This is a genomic window from Microbispora bryophytorum (genome assembly GCF_006874465.1).
Classification (GTDB): domain Bacteria; phylum Actinomycetota; class Actinomycetes; order Streptosporangiales; family Streptosporangiaceae; genus Microbispora; species Microbispora bryophytorum.
This window is the reverse complement of sequence record NZ_VIRL01000006.1, coordinates 36,467-52,777: the sequence shown is the minus strand read 5'-3', so window position 1 is coordinate 52,777 and position 16,311 is coordinate 36,467. Positions and strand designations below refer to the sequence as shown.

Annotated in this window: 15 protein-coding genes and 1 pseudogene; 10 read left to right on the top strand and 6 right to left on the bottom strand. The window is 73.0% G+C overall.

The genetic code is table 11. The features are described from left to right. Together FLX07_RS13980 and FLX07_RS13975 are read right to left on the bottom strand one after the other, a co-directional pair. On the bottom strand, positions 1-1,254 hold the full coding sequence (locus tag FLX07_RS13980) for a WD40 repeat domain-containing protein (RefSeq protein WP_142571204.1): 1,254 nt from the start codon (positions 1,252-1,254) through the stop codon (positions 1-3). After that, positions 1,251-1,769: a SigE family RNA polymerase sigma factor gene (locus FLX07_RS13975; protein WP_142571203.1), complete on the bottom strand. Its 519-nt coding sequence runs from the start codon at positions 1,767-1,769 to the stop codon at positions 1,251-1,253. Before FLX07_RS13975 ends, FLX07_RS13980 begins: the two co-directional genes overlap by 4 nt. A 104-nt stretch (positions 1,770-1,873) precedes the next feature. On the opposite strand from FLX07_RS13975, the pseudogene cysC reads away from it, so the two are divergent. Next, positions 1,874-3,112, top strand: a pseudogene (cysC, locus tag FLX07_RS13970) (adenylyl-sulfate kinase); the annotation flags it as partial. Between the two features lie 16 nt (positions 3,113-3,128). Here cysC and FLX07_RS13965 read toward each other — a convergent pair. Then, on the bottom strand, positions 3,129-4,160 hold the full coding sequence (locus tag FLX07_RS13965; RefSeq protein WP_142571201.1) for a glycoside hydrolase family 26 protein: 1,032 nt from the start codon (positions 4,158-4,160) through the stop codon (positions 3,129-3,131). Between the two features lie 322 nt (positions 4,161-4,482). On the opposite strand from FLX07_RS13965, the gene FLX07_RS13960 reads away from it, so the two are divergent. From FLX07_RS13960 to FLX07_RS13935, 6 genes are read left to right on the top strand one after another with little or no spacing between them, the layout of a single operon-like run. Then, positions 4,483-5,829 carry a Wzz/FepE/Etk N-terminal domain-containing protein gene (locus tag FLX07_RS13960; RefSeq protein WP_142571200.1) on the top strand — a complete coding sequence of 449 codons (1,347 nt, stop codon included), beginning with the start codon at positions 4,483-4,485 and terminating at the stop codon, positions 5,827-5,829. Beyond that, positions 5,826-7,190 carry a hypothetical protein gene (locus FLX07_RS13955; protein ID WP_229689758.1) on the top strand — a complete coding sequence of 455 codons (1,365 nt, stop codon included), beginning with the start codon at positions 5,826-5,828 and terminating at the stop codon, positions 7,188-7,190. Before FLX07_RS13960 ends, FLX07_RS13955 begins: the two co-directional genes overlap by 4 nt. Further along, positions 7,187-8,188 (top strand): hypothetical protein, encoded by a 1,002-nt coding sequence (locus FLX07_RS13950; RefSeq protein WP_142571199.1) that lies wholly within the window; start codon positions 7,187-7,189, stop codon positions 8,186-8,188. Before FLX07_RS13955 ends, FLX07_RS13950 begins: the two co-directional genes overlap by 4 nt. Next, on the top strand, positions 8,185-9,084 hold the full coding sequence (locus tag FLX07_RS13945) for a sulfotransferase domain-containing protein (RefSeq protein ID WP_223853167.1): 900 nt from the start codon (positions 8,185-8,187) through the stop codon (positions 9,082-9,084). The genes FLX07_RS13950 and FLX07_RS13945 overlap by 4 nt, the downstream gene beginning before the upstream one ends. Further along, the gene (locus FLX07_RS13940; RefSeq protein WP_142571198.1) at positions 9,051-10,475 is read left to right on the top strand and encodes a lipopolysaccharide biosynthesis protein; all 1,425 of its coding nucleotides are present in this window, start codon (positions 9,051-9,053) and stop codon (positions 10,473-10,475) included. The genes FLX07_RS13945 and FLX07_RS13940 overlap by 34 nt, the downstream gene beginning before the upstream one ends. After that, positions 10,472-11,431, top strand: coding sequence for a sulfotransferase (locus FLX07_RS13935; RefSeq protein ID WP_142571197.1), 960 nt, complete (start codon positions 10,472-10,474; stop codon positions 11,429-11,431). The genes FLX07_RS13940 and FLX07_RS13935 overlap by 4 nt, the downstream gene beginning before the upstream one ends. 11 nt (positions 11,432-11,442) lie before the next feature. Here the strand turns inward: FLX07_RS13935 and FLX07_RS13930 are convergent, their stop codons facing one another. The 3 genes from FLX07_RS13930 to FLX07_RS13920 all read right to left on the bottom strand — a co-directional run bounded on the left by FLX07_RS13930 (position 11,443) and on the right by FLX07_RS13920 (position 13,545). Beyond that, positions 11,443-11,625: a hypothetical protein gene (locus FLX07_RS13930; RefSeq protein WP_223853166.1), complete on the bottom strand. Its 183-nt coding sequence runs from the start codon at positions 11,623-11,625 to the stop codon at positions 11,443-11,445. Positions 11,626-11,649: 24 nt separating this feature from the next. Beyond that, on the bottom strand, positions 11,650-12,945 hold the full coding sequence (locus FLX07_RS13925) for a Fic family protein (protein WP_142571195.1): 1,296 nt from the start codon (positions 12,943-12,945) through the stop codon (positions 11,650-11,652). A gap of 99 nt (positions 12,946-13,044) precedes the next feature. Continuing rightward, positions 13,045-13,545, bottom strand: a complete 501-nt coding sequence (locus FLX07_RS13920) for a MarR family winged helix-turn-helix transcriptional regulator (protein ID WP_142571194.1) — start codon at positions 13,543-13,545, stop codon at positions 13,045-13,047. 104 nt (positions 13,546-13,649) lie between these two features. Here FLX07_RS13920 and FLX07_RS13915 point away from each other — a divergent pair, with 104 nt between their 5' ends. The 3 genes from FLX07_RS13915 to FLX07_RS13905 all read left to right on the top strand — a co-directional run bounded on the left by FLX07_RS13915 (position 13,650) and on the right by FLX07_RS13905 (position 16,307). Next, positions 13,650-14,594 (top strand): EamA family transporter, encoded by a 945-nt coding sequence (locus FLX07_RS13915; protein WP_142571193.1) that lies wholly within the window; start codon positions 13,650-13,652, stop codon positions 14,592-14,594. Positions 14,595-14,832: 238 nt separating this feature from the next. Further along, positions 14,833-15,453 carry a cyclodeaminase/cyclohydrolase family protein gene (locus FLX07_RS13910; RefSeq protein WP_142571192.1) on the top strand — a complete coding sequence of 207 codons (621 nt, stop codon included), beginning with the start codon at positions 14,833-14,835 and terminating at the stop codon, positions 15,451-15,453. Next, the gene (locus tag FLX07_RS13905; RefSeq protein ID WP_142571191.1) at positions 15,450-16,307 is read left to right on the top strand and encodes a bifunctional 5,10-methylenetetrahydrofolate dehydrogenase/5,10-methenyltetrahydrofolate cyclohydrolase; all 858 of its coding nucleotides are present in this window, start codon (positions 15,450-15,452) and stop codon (positions 16,305-16,307) included. Before FLX07_RS13910 ends, FLX07_RS13905 begins: the two co-directional genes overlap by 4 nt. The last annotated feature ends 4 nt before the right edge of the window (positions 16,308-16,311 follow it).

Sequence of the window (16,311 nt, the reverse complement as noted above, 5' to 3'; positions counted from 1 at the left end):
CTACCTGAGCGTCAGGACCGGCTGCCACGCCTCGGGCTTCAGGCTGTTCTTCCGGTAGACCGAGAGCTGGACCATGTCCTTGCCGTCGACGCCCACCAGGACCAGGCCGTTGTGGAACTCGCTTCCGCACGTGCCCGCGCAGCCCAGCGCGACCAGGCGGCGGTCGTCGGCCCAGGCGCGCAGCTGGAGCACCTGCTGACGGCCCACGACCGTGCCCGTCGACAGCTCGGTGACCTTGGTGGGCATGCCGTCCCGGCCCGCGAGCAGCGTGCCGTCGGGCGACACGCCCGCCTGCGACTCGGTCAGGACGTAGCCGTCGGGCGCGTCGTGCGGTCTGCCGCCGAGGTCGTAGAAGGCGTCCGGCCGCTTCCAGATGTTGCTGGCCTCGCGGACCAGCGTGCCGTCGTCGCTCCAGCGGAAGTCGCGCCGCACGTTGCTGTTCTCGGTCAGGCAGGGATCGACGGCGTGGAAGCCCCCCGCCGTCGCGGTGGCCACGTCGACGACGTAGAAGCCGGTGCGACTGGTGGAGATCATCTGGGGGGGCTGCCGGAGATTGCCGGGCGTCGCCGCGACCCGGGCCGGGCACCGCCGCTCGCCGACGGACGTCATGTCCAGGTCGGGGGACTCGTCGTAGGTGGTGGCCAGCAGGCGCGTGCCGTCGGGCGACCAGGCGACGCCGCCCACGGGGTGGTCCACCGACACCCACGCCCGCACCTGCCGCGTCTCCATGTCGAAGACGCCGATCCTCCGCACGGGCAGGTCCTTCTCCAGGACCGCCGCCCAGCGCAGGCCGGGGGCGACCTCGGCCCAGCCCCACTCCGTCTTCTCGTAGCTCCCCGTCACCTGGTCGAGCAGATACCACGTACGGTCCAGCACCTTGCGCCCGGCGACCGTACGCGACCGCCACGTGTAGTAGGCGGAGACGGCCACTCTGCCCGCCGCGATCATCGTCTTCGGCGGGGAGTTCTCCGTGTCGGCGAGCACGTCCTGCGCGGGGGTCGTCTGCCGGTACGGCTGGACGGGTACCACCACCGGCGCGCCGCCGGTGCCCACCGGCGGCGCGAAGCGGGGAGCCACGACCAGCGGCACGAGCAGGGCCACGGCCGCCACGACGGCCGCGCACGAGACCGCCCCTGCGAATCTCGTCAGGCGCAGCCGCGACCGGCGGCGCAGTGCGCGGTCGGCGAGGTCGGCGGGCACGTGAACCTCCCGCGACCACTCCTCCAGCGTCTGCTTCAGCATCCGGGGCGTCATGAGATCACCTCACTCAGGCGCAGATCGGCGAGTTCCGGCGCGGTCGTCCGCAGCCGGGCGAGGGACCGGTGCGCGGTGCTGCGCACGGTCCCGACGGAGCAGCCGAGGACCCGGGCCACCTCGTCCTCGGGCAGGTCTTCGAGATAGCGCAGCACGAGCACGGCGCGCTGACGGGGCGTCAGCCGGGCGAGCGCCTTGCGCAGGATCATCCGCAGCTCGGCCTCGTGGGTGCCCGTGCGGCCGGCCGGGTGCTCCGGCACGTCGGCCACGCTGGTCTCCCGCTGCCGCCACGCCAGCCGCCACCAGCTGATCTGCTGCCGGTACATGACCTGCCGCACGTACGCCTCGGGCTCGTCGAGCCGCCCCCACCGCGTGACGACCTTGGCCAGGGCGGTCTGCACCAGATCCTCGGCCGAGTGCTGGTCCCCTCCGGTCAGCAGATAGGCCAGCCGCATCAGCGCCGGCGCGCGAGCCGACACGAATTCGCGGAATCGTCGCTCTTCTGCGGCGTCCACGAGCACCTCCTCGGATTAGTGTCTGCCTGTAGACGCCCTGAGCACCGGCACGCTATGCGTGCGGTAGCCAGTAGGGTGCGTATCCGACCCACCGAGCGGCGAAGAATCGAGCGGAAACGGAAGCCATGACCGAGTGGACGCCCGACGCGCGTGAGCTGGCCGACCTGGAGCTGCTGCTGTCCGGCGCGTACGCGCCGCTGGCCGGCTTTCTCACCTCGGCCGAGGTGGAGAGCGTGGTCGAGCGTGGGCGGCTGCCCGGAGGGGCGTCCTGGCCCGACCCGATCACGATCGCGCTCCCGGACGAGTTCGGGCCCGGCGACCGGGTGACGCTCAGGGATCCCGAGGGCGCGGCGGTCGCGGTGCTGACCGTCGTGGAGCGGGACGGCCACCATGCCGCCGGGCCGGTCGAGGCGCTCGACGCCCCCGTGTACGGCCCGTTCTCCCGGCTGCGCCGCACCCCGGAGGAGGTCCGCAAGGACCTGCCGGACGGAGAGGTCCTCGCGGTGACGATGCGCGGGCCGCTCGACGGCGCCGCGCTCGACGACGTGGCGGCGACCGCCGAGGAACTGGACGCCACCGTGCTCCTCATGCCCCTCGTCTTCGGCGAGAGCGGCCCTGCCCTGGTGCGCGCCGCGCTCAAGGCGGCCGAGCGGCTCCGGGGGGCGACGGTGGTCGCGGTGCCGCTCGCGCCGCGCGAGGACACCGAGATCGACCTCGAACTCCGCGAGCACGTGGCCCGCAACTACGGCGCCACCGAGCACTACGCCGGTCCCGCGCCGATCACCATCCCCGGGCCGCCGCACAAGCGGGGGCTCGTGGTGTTCTTCACCGGCCTGTCCGGCTCGGGCAAGTCGACGATCGCCCGGGGCCTGCGCGACGCCCTGCTCGAACGTGGCGGCCGCACGGTCACCTACCTGGACGGCGACGTCGTGCGGCGGATGCTGTCGGCGGGGCTCACGTTCTCGCGCGAGGACCGCGACCGCAACATCCGCAGGATCGGCTTCGTGGCCGCCGAGGTCGCCCGCCACGGCGGCCTGGCGATCTGCGCGCCCATCGCGCCGTACGCCGAGACGCGGGACGAGGTGCGGGCGATGGTCGAGGAGGTCGGCGGCGACCTCCTGCTCGTCCACGTGGCCACGCCGCTGGAGGAGTGCGAGCGCCGCGACCGCAAGGGCCTGTACGCCAAGGCGCGCGCCGGGCTGATCCCGGAGTTCACCGGGATCTCCGACCCGTACGAGGAGCCGGATGACGCCGACCTCGTCCTCGACACCACGGACATGACGATCGACCGCGCGGTCGGCGCCGTGCTGAACCTCGTCACCGCGGGCGGCTGGGTCCGCTGAGGCGTCAGCCGCAGGCTCAGGAGGGCGGCACCGGCGTCGACGTGAAGCGCGGCAGCCGCGCGAGCTCCGAGAACGCCCGGGTGGCGCCCGGCGTGGTGTCGAACCTGGTGTCGCCCCGGGGCGCCAGCGGCGAATCGAAGTAGACCAGCGCCTTGATCTGGGGATAGTCCCCGATCTGGCGCCGGACCGACTCGAAGAAGTCGCGCTTGAACGTGGGCGCCGCGCGCCGCTCGAAGGCGCCCCACTCGGCGACCATGATCGGCTTGGCCGGGAACCTGGCCTGCATCCACCGGTAGAACCCGGGCCAGCCCGGCGCGTCGGGCCGGGTCTTGTCGACCAGCCCGGCGAAGTCGCTCACCCGGTCGTCCGCGTACGGGTCGAAGGCCACCCAGTCGACCACGTCGTCGCCGGGGTAGAGCCTGCCGAACCACGGCTTGGCCGCCCAGTTGGGCGCGCCCATGTAGGTCATCACGGTCACCGCGTTGCGCACCCCCTGTTGCCGCAGGCGGGCCACCACATGGCGGTACATCGCGACGTAGTCGGCGGGCGAGTAGCCCCCGGCCTCGCGCACGTCGTTTTCCGGCTCGTGGTGGATCGTGAGGAAGAACCGGCCGGGGAAGGTGCGCCGGATGTGCTCGGCGAGCCTGTCGACACGCTTGTCCACCACGCCCCGCGCGACCTCGGCCCAGGTGTGGTCGAGTGCCGGCTTCCAGTTCACCAGCAGCAGGCGGGGCCCCTTGGCGATCTCCCGCTCCTCGGCGGTCGGGAAGAGCTCTCCGCCCCGGTGGTAGACGTGCACGATGTCGGCCCGGCGGCCCATGCGCCGTTCGGCCATGTCCACGGCGCGGATCGGGCCGCGTCCGGAGAAGACGTCGGGCGCGATCCCCCACCACGCCCCGCACGTCGGGATGAGCTTGTCCGTGACCGCGCAGGCGACCGGCCTCGTCCCGGCGCCGCCGCCCGGCACCCGCCCGCTCGTGGCGGTGCCCGTGCAGGCCGTCGTGCACGCCCCCGCCACCAGTACGGCCAAGCCGGCGATGAGTCTCATCGCGCCCCCTTCCTCGGCAGACCACGCAATGAACGGATGGGCAAACACCATCCCATCAATCCCCGTGGCTTCGGGGGCCGTTTCCCCATATCACGAGTACGGATATTTCCGTTTTCATCGGCTAATTGAGCGGCCATCGCCTGACGCGAATTCGGCAATAGCCGGGGGTGAAACTCCGTGGCGGCTTATAGTTCGAGACCGGATCCCGCCGGACCGCCGCCGGGACCGCGAACGCGTCCGGCCGCTCCTCCTCATCCGGGGGGCGCCGGTGGCCCCACCGCCGGCCGCCGCCGCGTGACGAACCGAGGGCACGGGGAGTTCGATGAGCCTGCCGCCGCACAGCCGCGACCTTTCTGAATACGGCTCTGTGCTCAGGCGCAGGCGCCTGGTCGCCGCCGTCTGCCTGCTCGCCGGAGTGGGCGGCGGGGCCGCGGCGCTCGCGCTGACCCCCGAGCGCTACACCGCGATCGCCCAGGTGCAGGTAGTGCCGACCGGCGCCCAGGAACAGTTCAACGCGCCGAACTCCCGGCAACGGGAAACGCTCAACCTCGACACCGAATCCCAGATCGCCCGATCGGCGGTCGTCGCCACCCTGGCCGCCGCGATTCTGAAATATCCGGATCCGGAGGAATTGCGGGAGCATGTGACGATCGACGTTCCTCCCAATTCCGCCATTCTCTCCATTTCTTACTCGGCGTCGGATCCCCGGGCCGCGGCCGCGGGGGCCCAGGCGTACGCGGAGGCGTATCTGCGCAACCGCGCCCGCGCCGCCGAGGACGCGATCGACGGCCAGCTGAAGCTGATCTCCGCGCGGCTGCGCGAGGTCGAGAACGATCTCGACAAGGCCGCCGCGACCGGGGCGGCGACCACAGACCCCGCCCAGACCGCCCAGACGACCACTCAGACCACCCAGGCCACCCAGACCGCGACCGCCCGGACCGCGGCGGGGCCGGGAACGACCAGGCGGAAGACCGTGCTCGCCCGGCAGGTGTCGGACCTCACGCTGCGCTACGACGCGCTCAAGACCGTCGCGGTGACGCCGGGCACGGTGATCAGCCCCGCCACGCCGCCCGCGCGGCCGGCCTACCCGAGCCCGCCGCTCTTCCTCGGCAGCGGCCTGTTCCTCGGCGTACTCGCCGCGGCGGGGGCCGCGTTCGGCCGCGACCGGCTGGACACCCGCATCCGCGCCTGCGCGGACGTCGAACGGCTGTGCGGCCTGCCGCTGCTCGCCGAGCTTCCGGCCAGGCCGGATTCGGGGTTCCTCGACGAGATGGCCGCCGCCGTCGCCACCTCGCTGGGCGGCGGGCCCCACCGGCTGCTCCTCGAAGGCGTGGGGACAGGAGGCCGGGACGGCGGCGGGCGGGCGAGAAACCGGGACGGCGGGCGGGCGGGGAGCCTCGACGGCATCCGGATACAGGGCACGGCTCGGCAGCTCGCCAAGGGCCTGGGCTCCGCGCTGGCGCATCTGGTGCCGGTGACGGTCGTGACCGGCCGGTCCGCCCATCCCGACGCCGCCCTGCTGCTGGTCGCCCTGCGCCGGACGACCTCCCCAGAGGTCAACCGGGCCGTACGGCAACTGGGCCGGCAGGGCGCCCGCGTGCTCGGCGCCGTCGCCGTGCCGCCGGGGTTCGTCGCGCCCGTCCCCGAGACGGCGGAGTGGGGCGCGTGACCGTCCCCGCCCCCCGCACCGTCCCCCTCACCGCCCTGCCTCCGGCGGCCCGGCCCCGGCACCGGCGCCGTCCCGCGCGGACGGCGTGGCCGATCGCGGCGTTCCTGCTCGGTTATCCGCTCTGGTGGGCGCTCGGCCTGGGCGGGCTGTCGGTGGTGGTGCTGGCCGTGCCGATGGTGGTGGCGCTGTGGCGCAGGCGGCCGCTCCGCGCACCGAAGGGCTTCGGCCTGTGGGCGCTGCTGCTGGCGGGCTACCTGGTCAGCGCGCTCACGCTCGCCGAGACGCCGGACGGCACGTACGGCGAGCTCGCCGCCGGCCGGGTCGTCGGCTACCTGATGCGGCTGGCCGTCTACGTCTCCCTCCTGATCATGGTGCTCTACCTGGGCAACCTCACCCATGACGAGCTGCCGCAGCGCACCTTGGTCAGGTGGCTCGGCGTGCTGTTCCTGACGGCCGTCGCGGGCGGGCTGCTCGGCGTGTTCGCGCCCGGCTTCGCGTTCACCTCGCCGCTGGAGATGGCGCTGCCGTCCTCGATCGGCGGCAACCCGTTCGTCGCCAACCTGATCCACCCGACGGCCGCCCAGATGCAGCACGTGCTCGGGCACGCCGCGCCGCGTCCGGAGGCGCCGTTCGAGTGGGCCAACGCCTGGGGCAGCGACGTCTCGGTGCTCGTGATCTGGTTCGTGGTCGGCTGGTGGACCTACGGCGGGCCGTACCGCCGCGCGGCGGCCGTGCTCGCGCTCGCCGTCGCCGCCGTCCCGATCGTCTACTCGCTCAACCGCGGCCTGTGGATCGGGCTGGGGGTCTCGGCGGCGTACCTGGTGATCCGGGGCGCCCGGCCCCTCCTCGCCGGAGCGGTCGCGGCCGTCGCCGCGGCGGCGTTCCTGCTGTCGCCGCTGAGCACGATCGTCGCGCAACGGCTGGACAACCCGCACAGCAACGGCATCCGCGCGTTCACGGTCGCGGCCACCGTCCGGGTCGCGGCCACCTCGCCGATCATCGGATACGGCAACACGCGCAACGCGTACGGCAGCCATCGCACGGTCACGACGGGCCGCAGCTCGTGGTGCGTGGAGTGCGGCCATCCCCCGCTCGGCAGCGACGGGCAGCTGTGGCTGCTGATGATCAGCCAGGGCTTCGCGGGGGCCCTGCTGTATGTCGCCTTCTTCGCCGGCGCGGTGCGGCGCTACTGGGCCGACCGGACGCCGATCGGCAGGGCGGGGACGCTCGTGATGATCCTCGTGCTGCTCTACATGGTCGTCTACGACGGGCTGATCAGCGCCCTGACCCTGTACCTGATCTCCTTCGCCCTGCTGTGGCGCAACGCCGGCGGAGCATCCGACCTCGGGGAGGCGCGATGAGGGACGCGAGCGATCGTCTCCACTACCTGGACGAGGTGATGGACCTGCTGTTCCCCCCTTCGCCGCCCGATGCCCGGCCCGGCGCCCAACCCGATGCGCGGCCCGGTGCCCGGCCCCGTGCACGCAGCGTGCTGCCGCACCGCCTGGTCCCCCGGCGGGTCGTCCCGCGCGCGTGGTGGCACACCCCGCTGGGGCGCGGCCTGCCCGTCTCCGGCGGGGCCGACACGATCGAGACGCACCTGAGCGACGTCCTCGGCCGCCGGATGCGGGTCGTCGTCCACGTCAGGCCCGCCCGCCGCGCCAACCGCAAACCGATCCTGGAGGCGTACGACGGGTCGGGGCTCGCGGGGTTCGTGAAGATCGGCGACTCGCCGCGGGCCAGGCGGCTGGTGCGATACGAGAGCGAGGTGCTGCGCATGCTCGCCGGACAGCCGCTGAAGGTCGTCGTGCCGCCCGACGTGCTGTATCACGGCAGGTGGCGGGGCCTTGAGGTGCTGATGCTGTCGCCGTTGCCCGTGACCTCCCTCCGCGTGGGTTCCCGCCGCGTGCCCGCCCGGCTGCTCACCTCGGCCGCGCGGGAGATCGCCGCCATCCGCCCGTACGACGAGGAGGCGGGCTCCGAGGAGCAGACCGGGGAGACCGCGGCCTGGCACGGCGACTTCACCCCCTGGAACGTCGCCGCCGGTGTGGACGGGCGGCTGCTCGTGTGGGACTGGGAGCGGTTCGCCGTGGGCGTGCCGCCCGGCTTCGACGCCCTGCACCACTTCTTCCACCGGGCGCTGCGCCGGATGCCGCCCCCGGTCGCCGCCCGCTCCTGTCTCGCCCAGGCGGGCGGGCTCCTCGAACCGTTCGGCGTCGACGTGGCCCAGGCACGCCGTACGGCGGCCCACTACCTGGTCGCCCTGGCCGAGCGGCACCGCCGCGACGGCCAGGAGCCGCTCGGGCCGCCCGCCGTCTGGCTGAACCCTCTGGTCGATCACCTGGAGTTCCTGCTTTGAGCTCAACGCTGAAACACCCCGCGCTGAAACTCCCCGCGCTGAAACAGTCGGCGCTGAAGCAGTCGGCGCACGCCGTCTCGCTCGCCGCCGGGAGGGCGACCAGCGCGGGCCGGGTGCTGCCGTCGTTCCTGATCATCGGGGCGCAGCGGTGCGGCACCACCTCGCTGTACCGCTCCCTGTCCCGGCACCCTCTGGTCATGAAGCCGGTGCTGCGCAAGGGCGTCCACTACTTCGACATGGCCTACGAGCGGGGCCTGCCCTGGTATCGCGCCCACTTCCCGCTGACGTCCAGGGCGCAGGCGCTCCGCTTCCGGTGGGGGCACGCCCCTCAGGCGTTCGAGTCGGCCCCCTACTACCTGTTCCATCCCCTGGCGGGGGCCCGCATCGCCGCGGACCTTCCCGGCGTCAAGCTGATCGTCCTGGTCCGGGACCCGGTCGAGCGGGCCTGCTCCGCCCACGCCCACGAGCTGGCGCGGGGATTCGAGACCGAGCCGGCCTTCGAGCGCGCCCTCGCGCTGGAGCCGGAGCGCCTCGCCGGCGAGGCCGAACGGCTGCGGACCGTCCCCGGATACGCGAGCCACGCGCACCGGCACCACGCCTATCTGGCCCGGGGGCGGTACGCCGAGCAACTGGCCCGGCTGGAACCGCTCGTGGGGCGCGACCGGATCCTGGTCCTCGACAGCGGACTGCTGTTCCGCGACCCCCGCGCCGCGTACGACCGGGTGCTGGAATTCCTGGGACTGCCCCGGCTCGGCGGCGTGGAGTTCGAGCGGCACAACGCCCGGCCGCGGGAGGCCATGCCCGCATCGGTGCACCGGCGGCTCCGCGACCACTTCGAGCCGTGGGACGCGCTGCTCGTCCCGTGGCTCGGAGCGGTGCCCTCGTGGCGGCGCTGACCGGACCCCCCGCTCTTTTCCGGCATGGGCTCGCCGGCCTGGCCACGGCGGGCGCCACGGCGGGCGGGCAGTTCGCGCTCGTGCTGGTGGTGACGCGGTCGCTCACCCCGGCCGCCGCCGGGGCGTTCTTCACGGCCACCGCGCTGTGCCTGATGCTCGCGGGCGTCGTCCGCCTCGACACCGGCAACGGCCTCGTCCACGCCCTGGCCCGCAACCGGTCCGTCGACGGCGCCGGCCGGGATGGGGGGCGGCGGCTCGTCCGCGGGATCCTGGCGCCGGTGGCCGCGCTCGCGTCCGTGACGGGCGCCGGTGTGGTCGTGGCCGCCGGGCCGCTGGCCGGACTCACCGGCGTGCCCGGCGGCGTCTGGGTCGTGCTCGCCGTCGCCCTGCCGTTCGTCGCCCTGTCGGACGTGCTGATCTGCGCCACCCGCGGCCTCGGCACCATGCGGCCGACGCTGCTGCTCGCCGGGGCCGTCCAGCCGCTCGGGCAGCTCGCCCTCGTCACCGCGGCCGTGCTCGCCGGGGCCCCGCCGCCGATGCTGGCCGCCGCCTGGGCGCTTCCCTCCGTGGCCGGCGCGGCGCTGGCCGCCGTGCGGCTGCGCGGGCTCGGGCCGTACGACGTGGGGGAGGTGGGCGCCTTCTGGCGGCACACCACCCCGCGGTCGGCCGCGGCGGCCGTGCAGTCGGTGTTCCAGCGGCTCGACGTGGTAATCGTCGCACTGCTCGCGGGTCCCGCCGCCGCAGCCGTCTACACGGCGGCGACCCGGTTCAAGGTGCTGGGGCAGCTCGCCGGTCAGGGGCTCGCCCAGGCCGCGCAGGCGCGGCTGGTCAGGGCCCTGGCCGAGGGTGACCTGGATGGCGCCCGCGCGCTGTATCGGACCACCACCAGGTGGCTGGTCGTGCTCACCTGGCCGCTCTGGCTGGGATACGCGGCGCTCGCGCCGTGGCTGCTTCCGCTGTTCGGGCCCGCCTACGCCGGCGGCGGCGCGATAGCGCTCGTCCTTTCCGCCACGATGATGGTCGCGACCGCCTGCGGCATGGTCGACGTCGTGCTCGTCGCGGGCGGGCGCACGGCGGCCAGCCTGGCCAACGTGGCGACGGCCGTCGCCGTGACGATCACCCTGGATGTGCTGCTCGTCCCCGCGCACGGCGCGCTGGGGGCGGTGCTGGGCTGGTCGGGCGGCGTGCTCGTGAAGAACCTGCTGCCCGCCGTGCAGGTCCACCGCCGCTACGGCCTCCTCCCCTTCGGCGGAGGCCGCTCGGTTGATGTCGCGAAGGCAGCTGGCGGTGCGGGTACGGCCGGGGCGGCGACTGGGGCTGGGGCGGCGGCCGACGGTGCGGGTACGGCGGGCGGTGCCGGGGCGTCCGGGGCGGCGAGGGCGACCTCATGACCGCGGAGCCGCCCGTGCTGGTCACCGGCCTGCCGCGCAGCGGCACGAGTTGGGTGGGCCGGATGCTCACGGCGAGCGGGCGGCTGGTCTACGTCAACGAACCGCTGAACCCGCAGCGCCCGCCGGGCCGCTCCCCCGGTGTGCTCGACGCGTCGGTGACCCACCGCTTCCAGTACATCTGCCCCGGCAACGAGACGCCGTGGCTGGCGGCGTTCTCCCGCACGGTCGCGCTGCGCTACAACTGGCTGGCCGAGATCCGCCGCAACCACGGGCCGGGCGACCTCGCGCGGATGGCCAAGTACGGCACGGCGTTCACCACGGGCCGCCTGCTGGCCAGGCGGGCGCTGCTCGACGATCCGTTCGCGCTCCTGTCCGCCGAGTGGTTCGCCGGCCGCCTCGGGTGCCGGGTGGTCGTCGTGGTCCGCGATCCCGTGTCGTTCGCCGGAAGCTGGCGGCGGCTCGGCTGGAGGGTGGACGTGCGCGAACTGCTCGGCCAGCCCCTCCTGCTGCGCGACCACCCGTACGTGGCCGAGCTCGGAGCGCTCGCCGGGAACCGCGACGTGGTCACCGGAGCGGCCATGGTGTGGAAGGTGGCGCGGCGGGTCACCGACACGGTGGCCCGGCGCGCCGCCGGCATCAAGGTCGTGCGGTATGAGGATCTGTGCGCCGCGCCCCTCGACGGCTTCCGCGACCTGTACGACTGGTGCGGCCTGCCCTGGACCGGTCGCGCCGCCCGCCGGATCACCGCCGCCTGCACGTCCTCACGCTCTGGATCTCGCCCCGCCTTCGCCTGGACCGGCCTGTCCCGTACGGCCTACCGCCCGATGGACTCCCGGCGGGCGCTCACCGTGGTCTCCCTCCCCTATGAGGACGCCGCCCGCGTACGGGCCCTGACCACCGATTCCACCGCATTCGGCGCACCGCCTCGTCTCGCCGCCGTTCCGCCCGGTTCCTGAAATTCCGGGACTCACGGCCCGGTGGCCAGGTCGGCCAGGTTCTCCTGCTCGACGATCACGCGGCAGAGCTCGCCCAGGTCGTCCCCGTCCACAGTCCGATGAGCACCGGCCTCCTCAGCGGCGAGACTGAACGGACGGTTGCGGCCGGCCCACCATCGCCCGACATCGGAACGCCACACATGCCAAGGGGTCACCGCCCGCACGATGTGGCGAAGGTGTCACCGCTGGGGCCGAGCCGGCACGACCCGCCGGGGTGCAGACTTACGCGTATCCCAACGTGTGCTCGCCAATCGGCGCTCTGTCAGCGTGAGCAGGTCGAAGACCTCACTCGCCAGATACCCACGGGTGTTTCTCTCGACCTGTTTGGGGTTCAGGATGCCAGCGCCGGCGAGCTCCTCCAACGCCTGCCGAGCGGCGGGGTGCGTGACCGAAAGCAGGCGCTGCACGGTACGAGCGGTGACGACGGGAGCCGCAGGCAGAAGGTCGAGCAGGCGCGCGACCGCCGAGTCGGATCGAGCGACCGGCCGCAGCCCTCGCGACTCACGGAACCGGCGATGGCGTTCCAGCCAGTCCTCGTGCACCTGCGTCAACTCGTCGGCGAACTTCTCCGCCTGCTCCACCGCCGTCCTCGTCGCCGTGACGAACAGACTCAGCCAGGTCTCGACCGCCTCCTGAGCTTCGGACGAACCGGGCTCTCCGGAGTAGCGGTATGCCATGAGACCGGCGACGTACTCGTCCGAGCGGGTGAGCAGAACCAGGCTGATCGGAAGGATGGCGCTGGGCGTCAGGCCTCGCCGGGTGAGAACCGTGTGGATGAGCGCGCGTCCCACTCTTCCGTTGCCATCGGTGAAGGGATGAATGGTCTCGAACTGAGCATGGATCAAGGCCGCCTGGATAAGCGCCGCGTGTTCCGCGCCGTTGAGGTACGTCGCGAGATCGTCCATCAGCGAGGGAACGTGCTCTGGCGGCGGCGGAACGAACTCCGCGTCCAGCGGATGCCAGTCACCGCCCCCGACCCAGTTCTGCACCTGTCGCAACCCGTGGTGTCGCTCCTCCGGAAGGAGCACCTGATGAAGGGCGACGATGTCTGAAGTGGACACGGACTCGGCTGTCACCAGATCGGTGACCGCCTGCCGCAAGGCCGTCACGTTGTTGGCCACGAGCCGTGCCGTCGCGGTGAACCCTTTGGACACTCCGTCGTCGTACCCCGCGAGTTCGGCGAGAGCGACCTGCTGGGGAGATGCCTGGAGACCCTCGATCCGCGAGGAAGCGATCGCCTCGGACCGGAGAAGAAACCGGGCGAGACCGTCGATGCCGAAACCTGCCGGATGGGCGACAAGCCGCCGCACCATGCCCTCGACGACGGAGACCTCCCGGGCTATGTCGGGCGACACGATAAGGAGGCGACCTACCAGGCGATCCGGCAGATACGGGCGGTAGACACCGCCGCGCCTGTCACGCCTACTCGGGGCATCCCATGCGGTCGGCCACGACGCCTCCTGAAAACCGGCCATGCCGGTTATCCTTTCACGCCGCATCCCTCGATGAAAGGATAATCACTATCCTTTCACGCCCGAGGTCGCGGTGAAAGGATACGGACCGGGGCGTACTCACTAGCCGAGGGTGGTGTCGCCGAGGGAGGCGAGGAGGGAGCGCAGGGCGGCGGCGAGGTGGTCGCGCTCCCGGGGGTCCAGCGACGCCAGCAGGCGCGCCTCGTTCGCGACGTGCGGCTCCAGCACCTCGTCCACCAGCGCGAGACCGCGCTCGGTGAGCCGCACCAGGACCGACCGCCGGTCGCCGGAGTCCGGGATCCGCTCGACCAGTCCCCTGGCCGCCATGCGGTCGATGCGGTTGGTGATCGCACCGGAGGTCACCATCGCCGCCTTGTTCAGCGCTCCCGCCGTCAGCTCGTACGGAGGACCGGACCGCCGCAACGTGGCCAGGACGTCGAACTCCCAGCGCTCCAGGCCGTGCGGGGCGAAGAACTCCTTCAGCTCCCGGTCGAGCAGCCGCGACAGCCGGCTGATCCGGCCCATGATCCCCATCGGCCAGACGTCCAGGTCGGGCCGTTCGCGCGCCCACTGCGTCATCAGCAGATCGACGGCATCGTTCATCGCGACCCCTGAACACTAAGTATCTCAACGTTGAGTAGTTTGACGTCTACGCGAATCTCATGCTGTTATTTCAACGTTGAGATTATCAACGAGGAGCAATCTTCATGAGCCTGTCCGCCGCATCCCGGCCCGGTTCTGCCGGAACGCTGGCCCTCACCGCGCTCACGCCGCTCGCCTGGGGCTCGACGTACGCCGTGACCACGGAGTTCCTGCCGCCCGACCGCCCGATGTTCACCGCCGTGATGAGAGCGCTGCCCGCCGGGCTTGTGCTGCTGGGCATCGGCCGGGTCCTGCCCCACGGCATGTGGATCTGGCGGGCCGCGGTGCTCGGCGTGTTGAACATCGGGGCGTTCTTCCCGCTGCTGTTCCTGGCGGCGTACCGGCTGCCCGGCGGCGTCGCGGCCGTGCTCGGCGCGATCGGGCCGCTGTTCGCGCTCGTCTTCGCCGCCCTGTTGCTCGCCGAGCGTCCGACCGCACGCAAGGTGCTCGCCGGGCTCCTCGGACTGCTCGGGGTCGGGCTGGTCGTCCTGCGTGCCGAGGCACGGCTCGACATGGTCGGCGTGCTCGCCGGGCTGGCCGGGGCCGCGTCGATGTCCGCCGGGACCGTGCTGACCAAGCGCTGGGGCCGTCCCGAGGGGGTCGGCGCCCTCGCCCTCACCGGATGGCAGCTCACCGCGGGCGGGCTGCTGCTCGTCCCGGTCGCTCTGCTGATCGAGGGCGCGCCGCCGGCGCTCAGCGGCGAGAACCTGCTCGGCTACGCCTATCTGGGCATCGTCGGCACCGCCCTCGGCTACTGGATCTGGTTCCGCGGCATCTCCCGGCTCCCCGCGACGTCCGTCGCCTTCCTCGCCCTGCTCAGTCCGGTCTCCGCGGCCGTTATCGGCTGGGCCGCGCTCGGGCAGGCCCTCAGCCCGATCCAACTGCTCGGCATGGTCCTCGCCCTCGGCGGCACCCTCCTCGGTCAGGCCCCGGCCGGGCCCTCCCGGCGCGACTCCGCCCCGCCCGCGCCCGTACGGCCCGCGGCTCCGACGGCCAGCCCGTCTCGCTGACACGAACGAGCCCATACGCGGAGCGACCAGCGGGCCGTGGGAGGATTTTCCCGGCCGTGCCACGCGCGAAGACGTGCCCGTGCCCATTCGCGAAGCGTGCCCGTGCGCGAACGGTGCCCGTGCGCGAACCGTGGCTTATTCGCGAACCGTGCCGATGCGCGAGGCGTGGCTTATTCGCGAAGCGTGCCGACGCGCGAGGCGTGCCACGCGTAAACAGGACGACCGGAGGACGAGCGCGATGCGCGACGAGAAGATCAGCGATTTCCTGTCCCGCCTCGCCGATCGGGTGCCCGCGCCGGGCGGAGGCGCCACCGCGGCCCTGCACGCCGCGCAGGCCGCGGCCCTGCTGGGCATGGTCGCGCGTTACACCACCGGCGAGAATTACGCCGAGCACGCGGCCGTGATCGAACGGATCACCGGCGAGACCGACGAACTGCGATCGAGCGCCCTACGCCTGGCCGAGGACGACGCGGCGGCGTTCACTGCGGTCACCGAGGCGTACAAGCTGCCCAAGGACACCGACGAGGCGAAGGCCGCCCGCTCGGCCGCCATCGCCGAGGCGCTGGTGGGGGCAGGCAAGGTCCCTGCCGAGGTGGTCGCCGTCGCGAGGAGAGCCATCGGCGTCGCCGAAGAACTACTGCCCATCGGCAACCGCAACGTCGTCTCCGACATCGCCGCCGCCACCGAGGCCGCACGGGCGGCGGCGACCACCGCCCGGGTGAACATCGAGATCAACCTCGGGGGAATCAAGGACGAGCGGGTCCGCGCCGAACTGGCCGCCGAGGCGGCCGGCGTGGACGAGGTCGCCGCACGGGCCGAACGCGTCACCGCCGCCGTCCGCGAGGAGATCGCGAAGTGAGCGCCCGCGTCCTGTCCGGCAAGGAGCTCGCGGCGTCGATCCGGGCCGGGGCCGCCGAGCGGGCCGCCGCGCTCGCCGCGGCCGGCGCGCCGCCGAAGCTCGCCGTCGTCGTCGCCACGGCCGACGAGTCCAGCGCCTGGTATGTCCGCTCGATCGCCCGCGCCGCCGAGAAGGCCGGCATCACCTGTGACATCGTCGACCTCGGCGCGCAGGCCGCCCCCGGTTCGATCCGCGACAGGCTGGCGGCGCTGAGCGACGACGACACCGTGCACGGGATCATCCTCCAGACCCCGCTGCCGCAGGGGGCGAAGCTGGAGGATCTGGCCGGCGCGATCGCGTTCGAGAAGGACGTCGACGGCGCCAACCCCCTGTCGCTGGGCCGCCTGGCCGCGGGGCTGCCCGCCTTCGCCCCGGCGACCGCCGAGGCCGTCGTGGCGATCCTCGACCACCACGAGATCGACCTGGCCGGCAGCCGCGTCGCCGTGGTCGGCCGGTCCACCGTGGTCGGCAAACCCGCCGCCCATCTCCTGCTGGACAGGAACGCCACCGTCACGGTCTGCCACTCCCGTACGCGGGACCTGGCCGCCGTCACCTCCGCGGCCGACGTGGTCGTGGCCGCGGTCGGCCGCGCCGGGCTGATCACGGCCGAGCACGTGCGGGCCGGGGCGGTGGTCGTGGACGTCGGCACCAACCCCACCGAGGACGGCGGCCTGGTCGGCGACGTCGACGCGGTCGCGGTCGCGGGCAAGGCCGGGGCGCTCACGCCCGTGCCCGGCGGGGTCGGCCCGGTCACCACCGCGCTGCTGCTGCGGCACACCGTAGACGCCGCCGTGCAGGCCGCCGACCGCGGCTGAGCTC

Excerpts from the sequence above, each read along its gene's own strand:
- FLX07_RS13960 (WP_142571200.1), top strand. The coding sequence starts at position 4,483 with ATGAGCCTGCCGCCGCACAGCCGCGACCTTTCTGAATACGGCTCTGTG.
- FLX07_RS13935 (WP_142571197.1), top strand. The coding sequence starts at position 10,472 with ATGACCGCGGAGCCGCCCGTGCTGGTCACCGGCCTGCCGCGCAGCGGC.
- FLX07_RS13915 (WP_142571193.1), top strand. The coding sequence starts at position 13,650 with ATGAGCCTGTCCGCCGCATCCCGGCCCGGTTCTGCCGGAACGCTGGCC.
- FLX07_RS13980 (WP_142571204.1), bottom strand. The coding sequence starts at position 1,254 with ATGACGCCCCGGATGCTGAAGCAGACGCTGGAGGAGTGGTCGCGGGAG.
- FLX07_RS13950 (WP_142571199.1), top strand. The coding sequence starts at position 7,187 with ATGAGGGACGCGAGCGATCGTCTCCACTACCTGGACGAGGTGATGGAC.
- FLX07_RS13965 (WP_142571201.1), bottom strand. The coding sequence starts at position 4,160 with ATGAGACTCATCGCCGGCTTGGCCGTACTGGTGGCGGGGGCGTGCACG.
- FLX07_RS13910 (WP_142571192.1), top strand. The coding sequence starts at position 14,833 with ATGCGCGACGAGAAGATCAGCGATTTCCTGTCCCGCCTCGCCGATCGG.
- FLX07_RS13920 (WP_142571194.1), bottom strand. The coding sequence starts at position 13,545 with ATGAACGATGCCGTCGATCTGCTGATGACGCAGTGGGCGCGCGAACGG.
- FLX07_RS13925 (WP_142571195.1), bottom strand. The coding sequence starts at position 12,945 with ATGGCCGGTTTTCAGGAGGCGTCGTGGCCGACCGCATGGGATGCCCCG.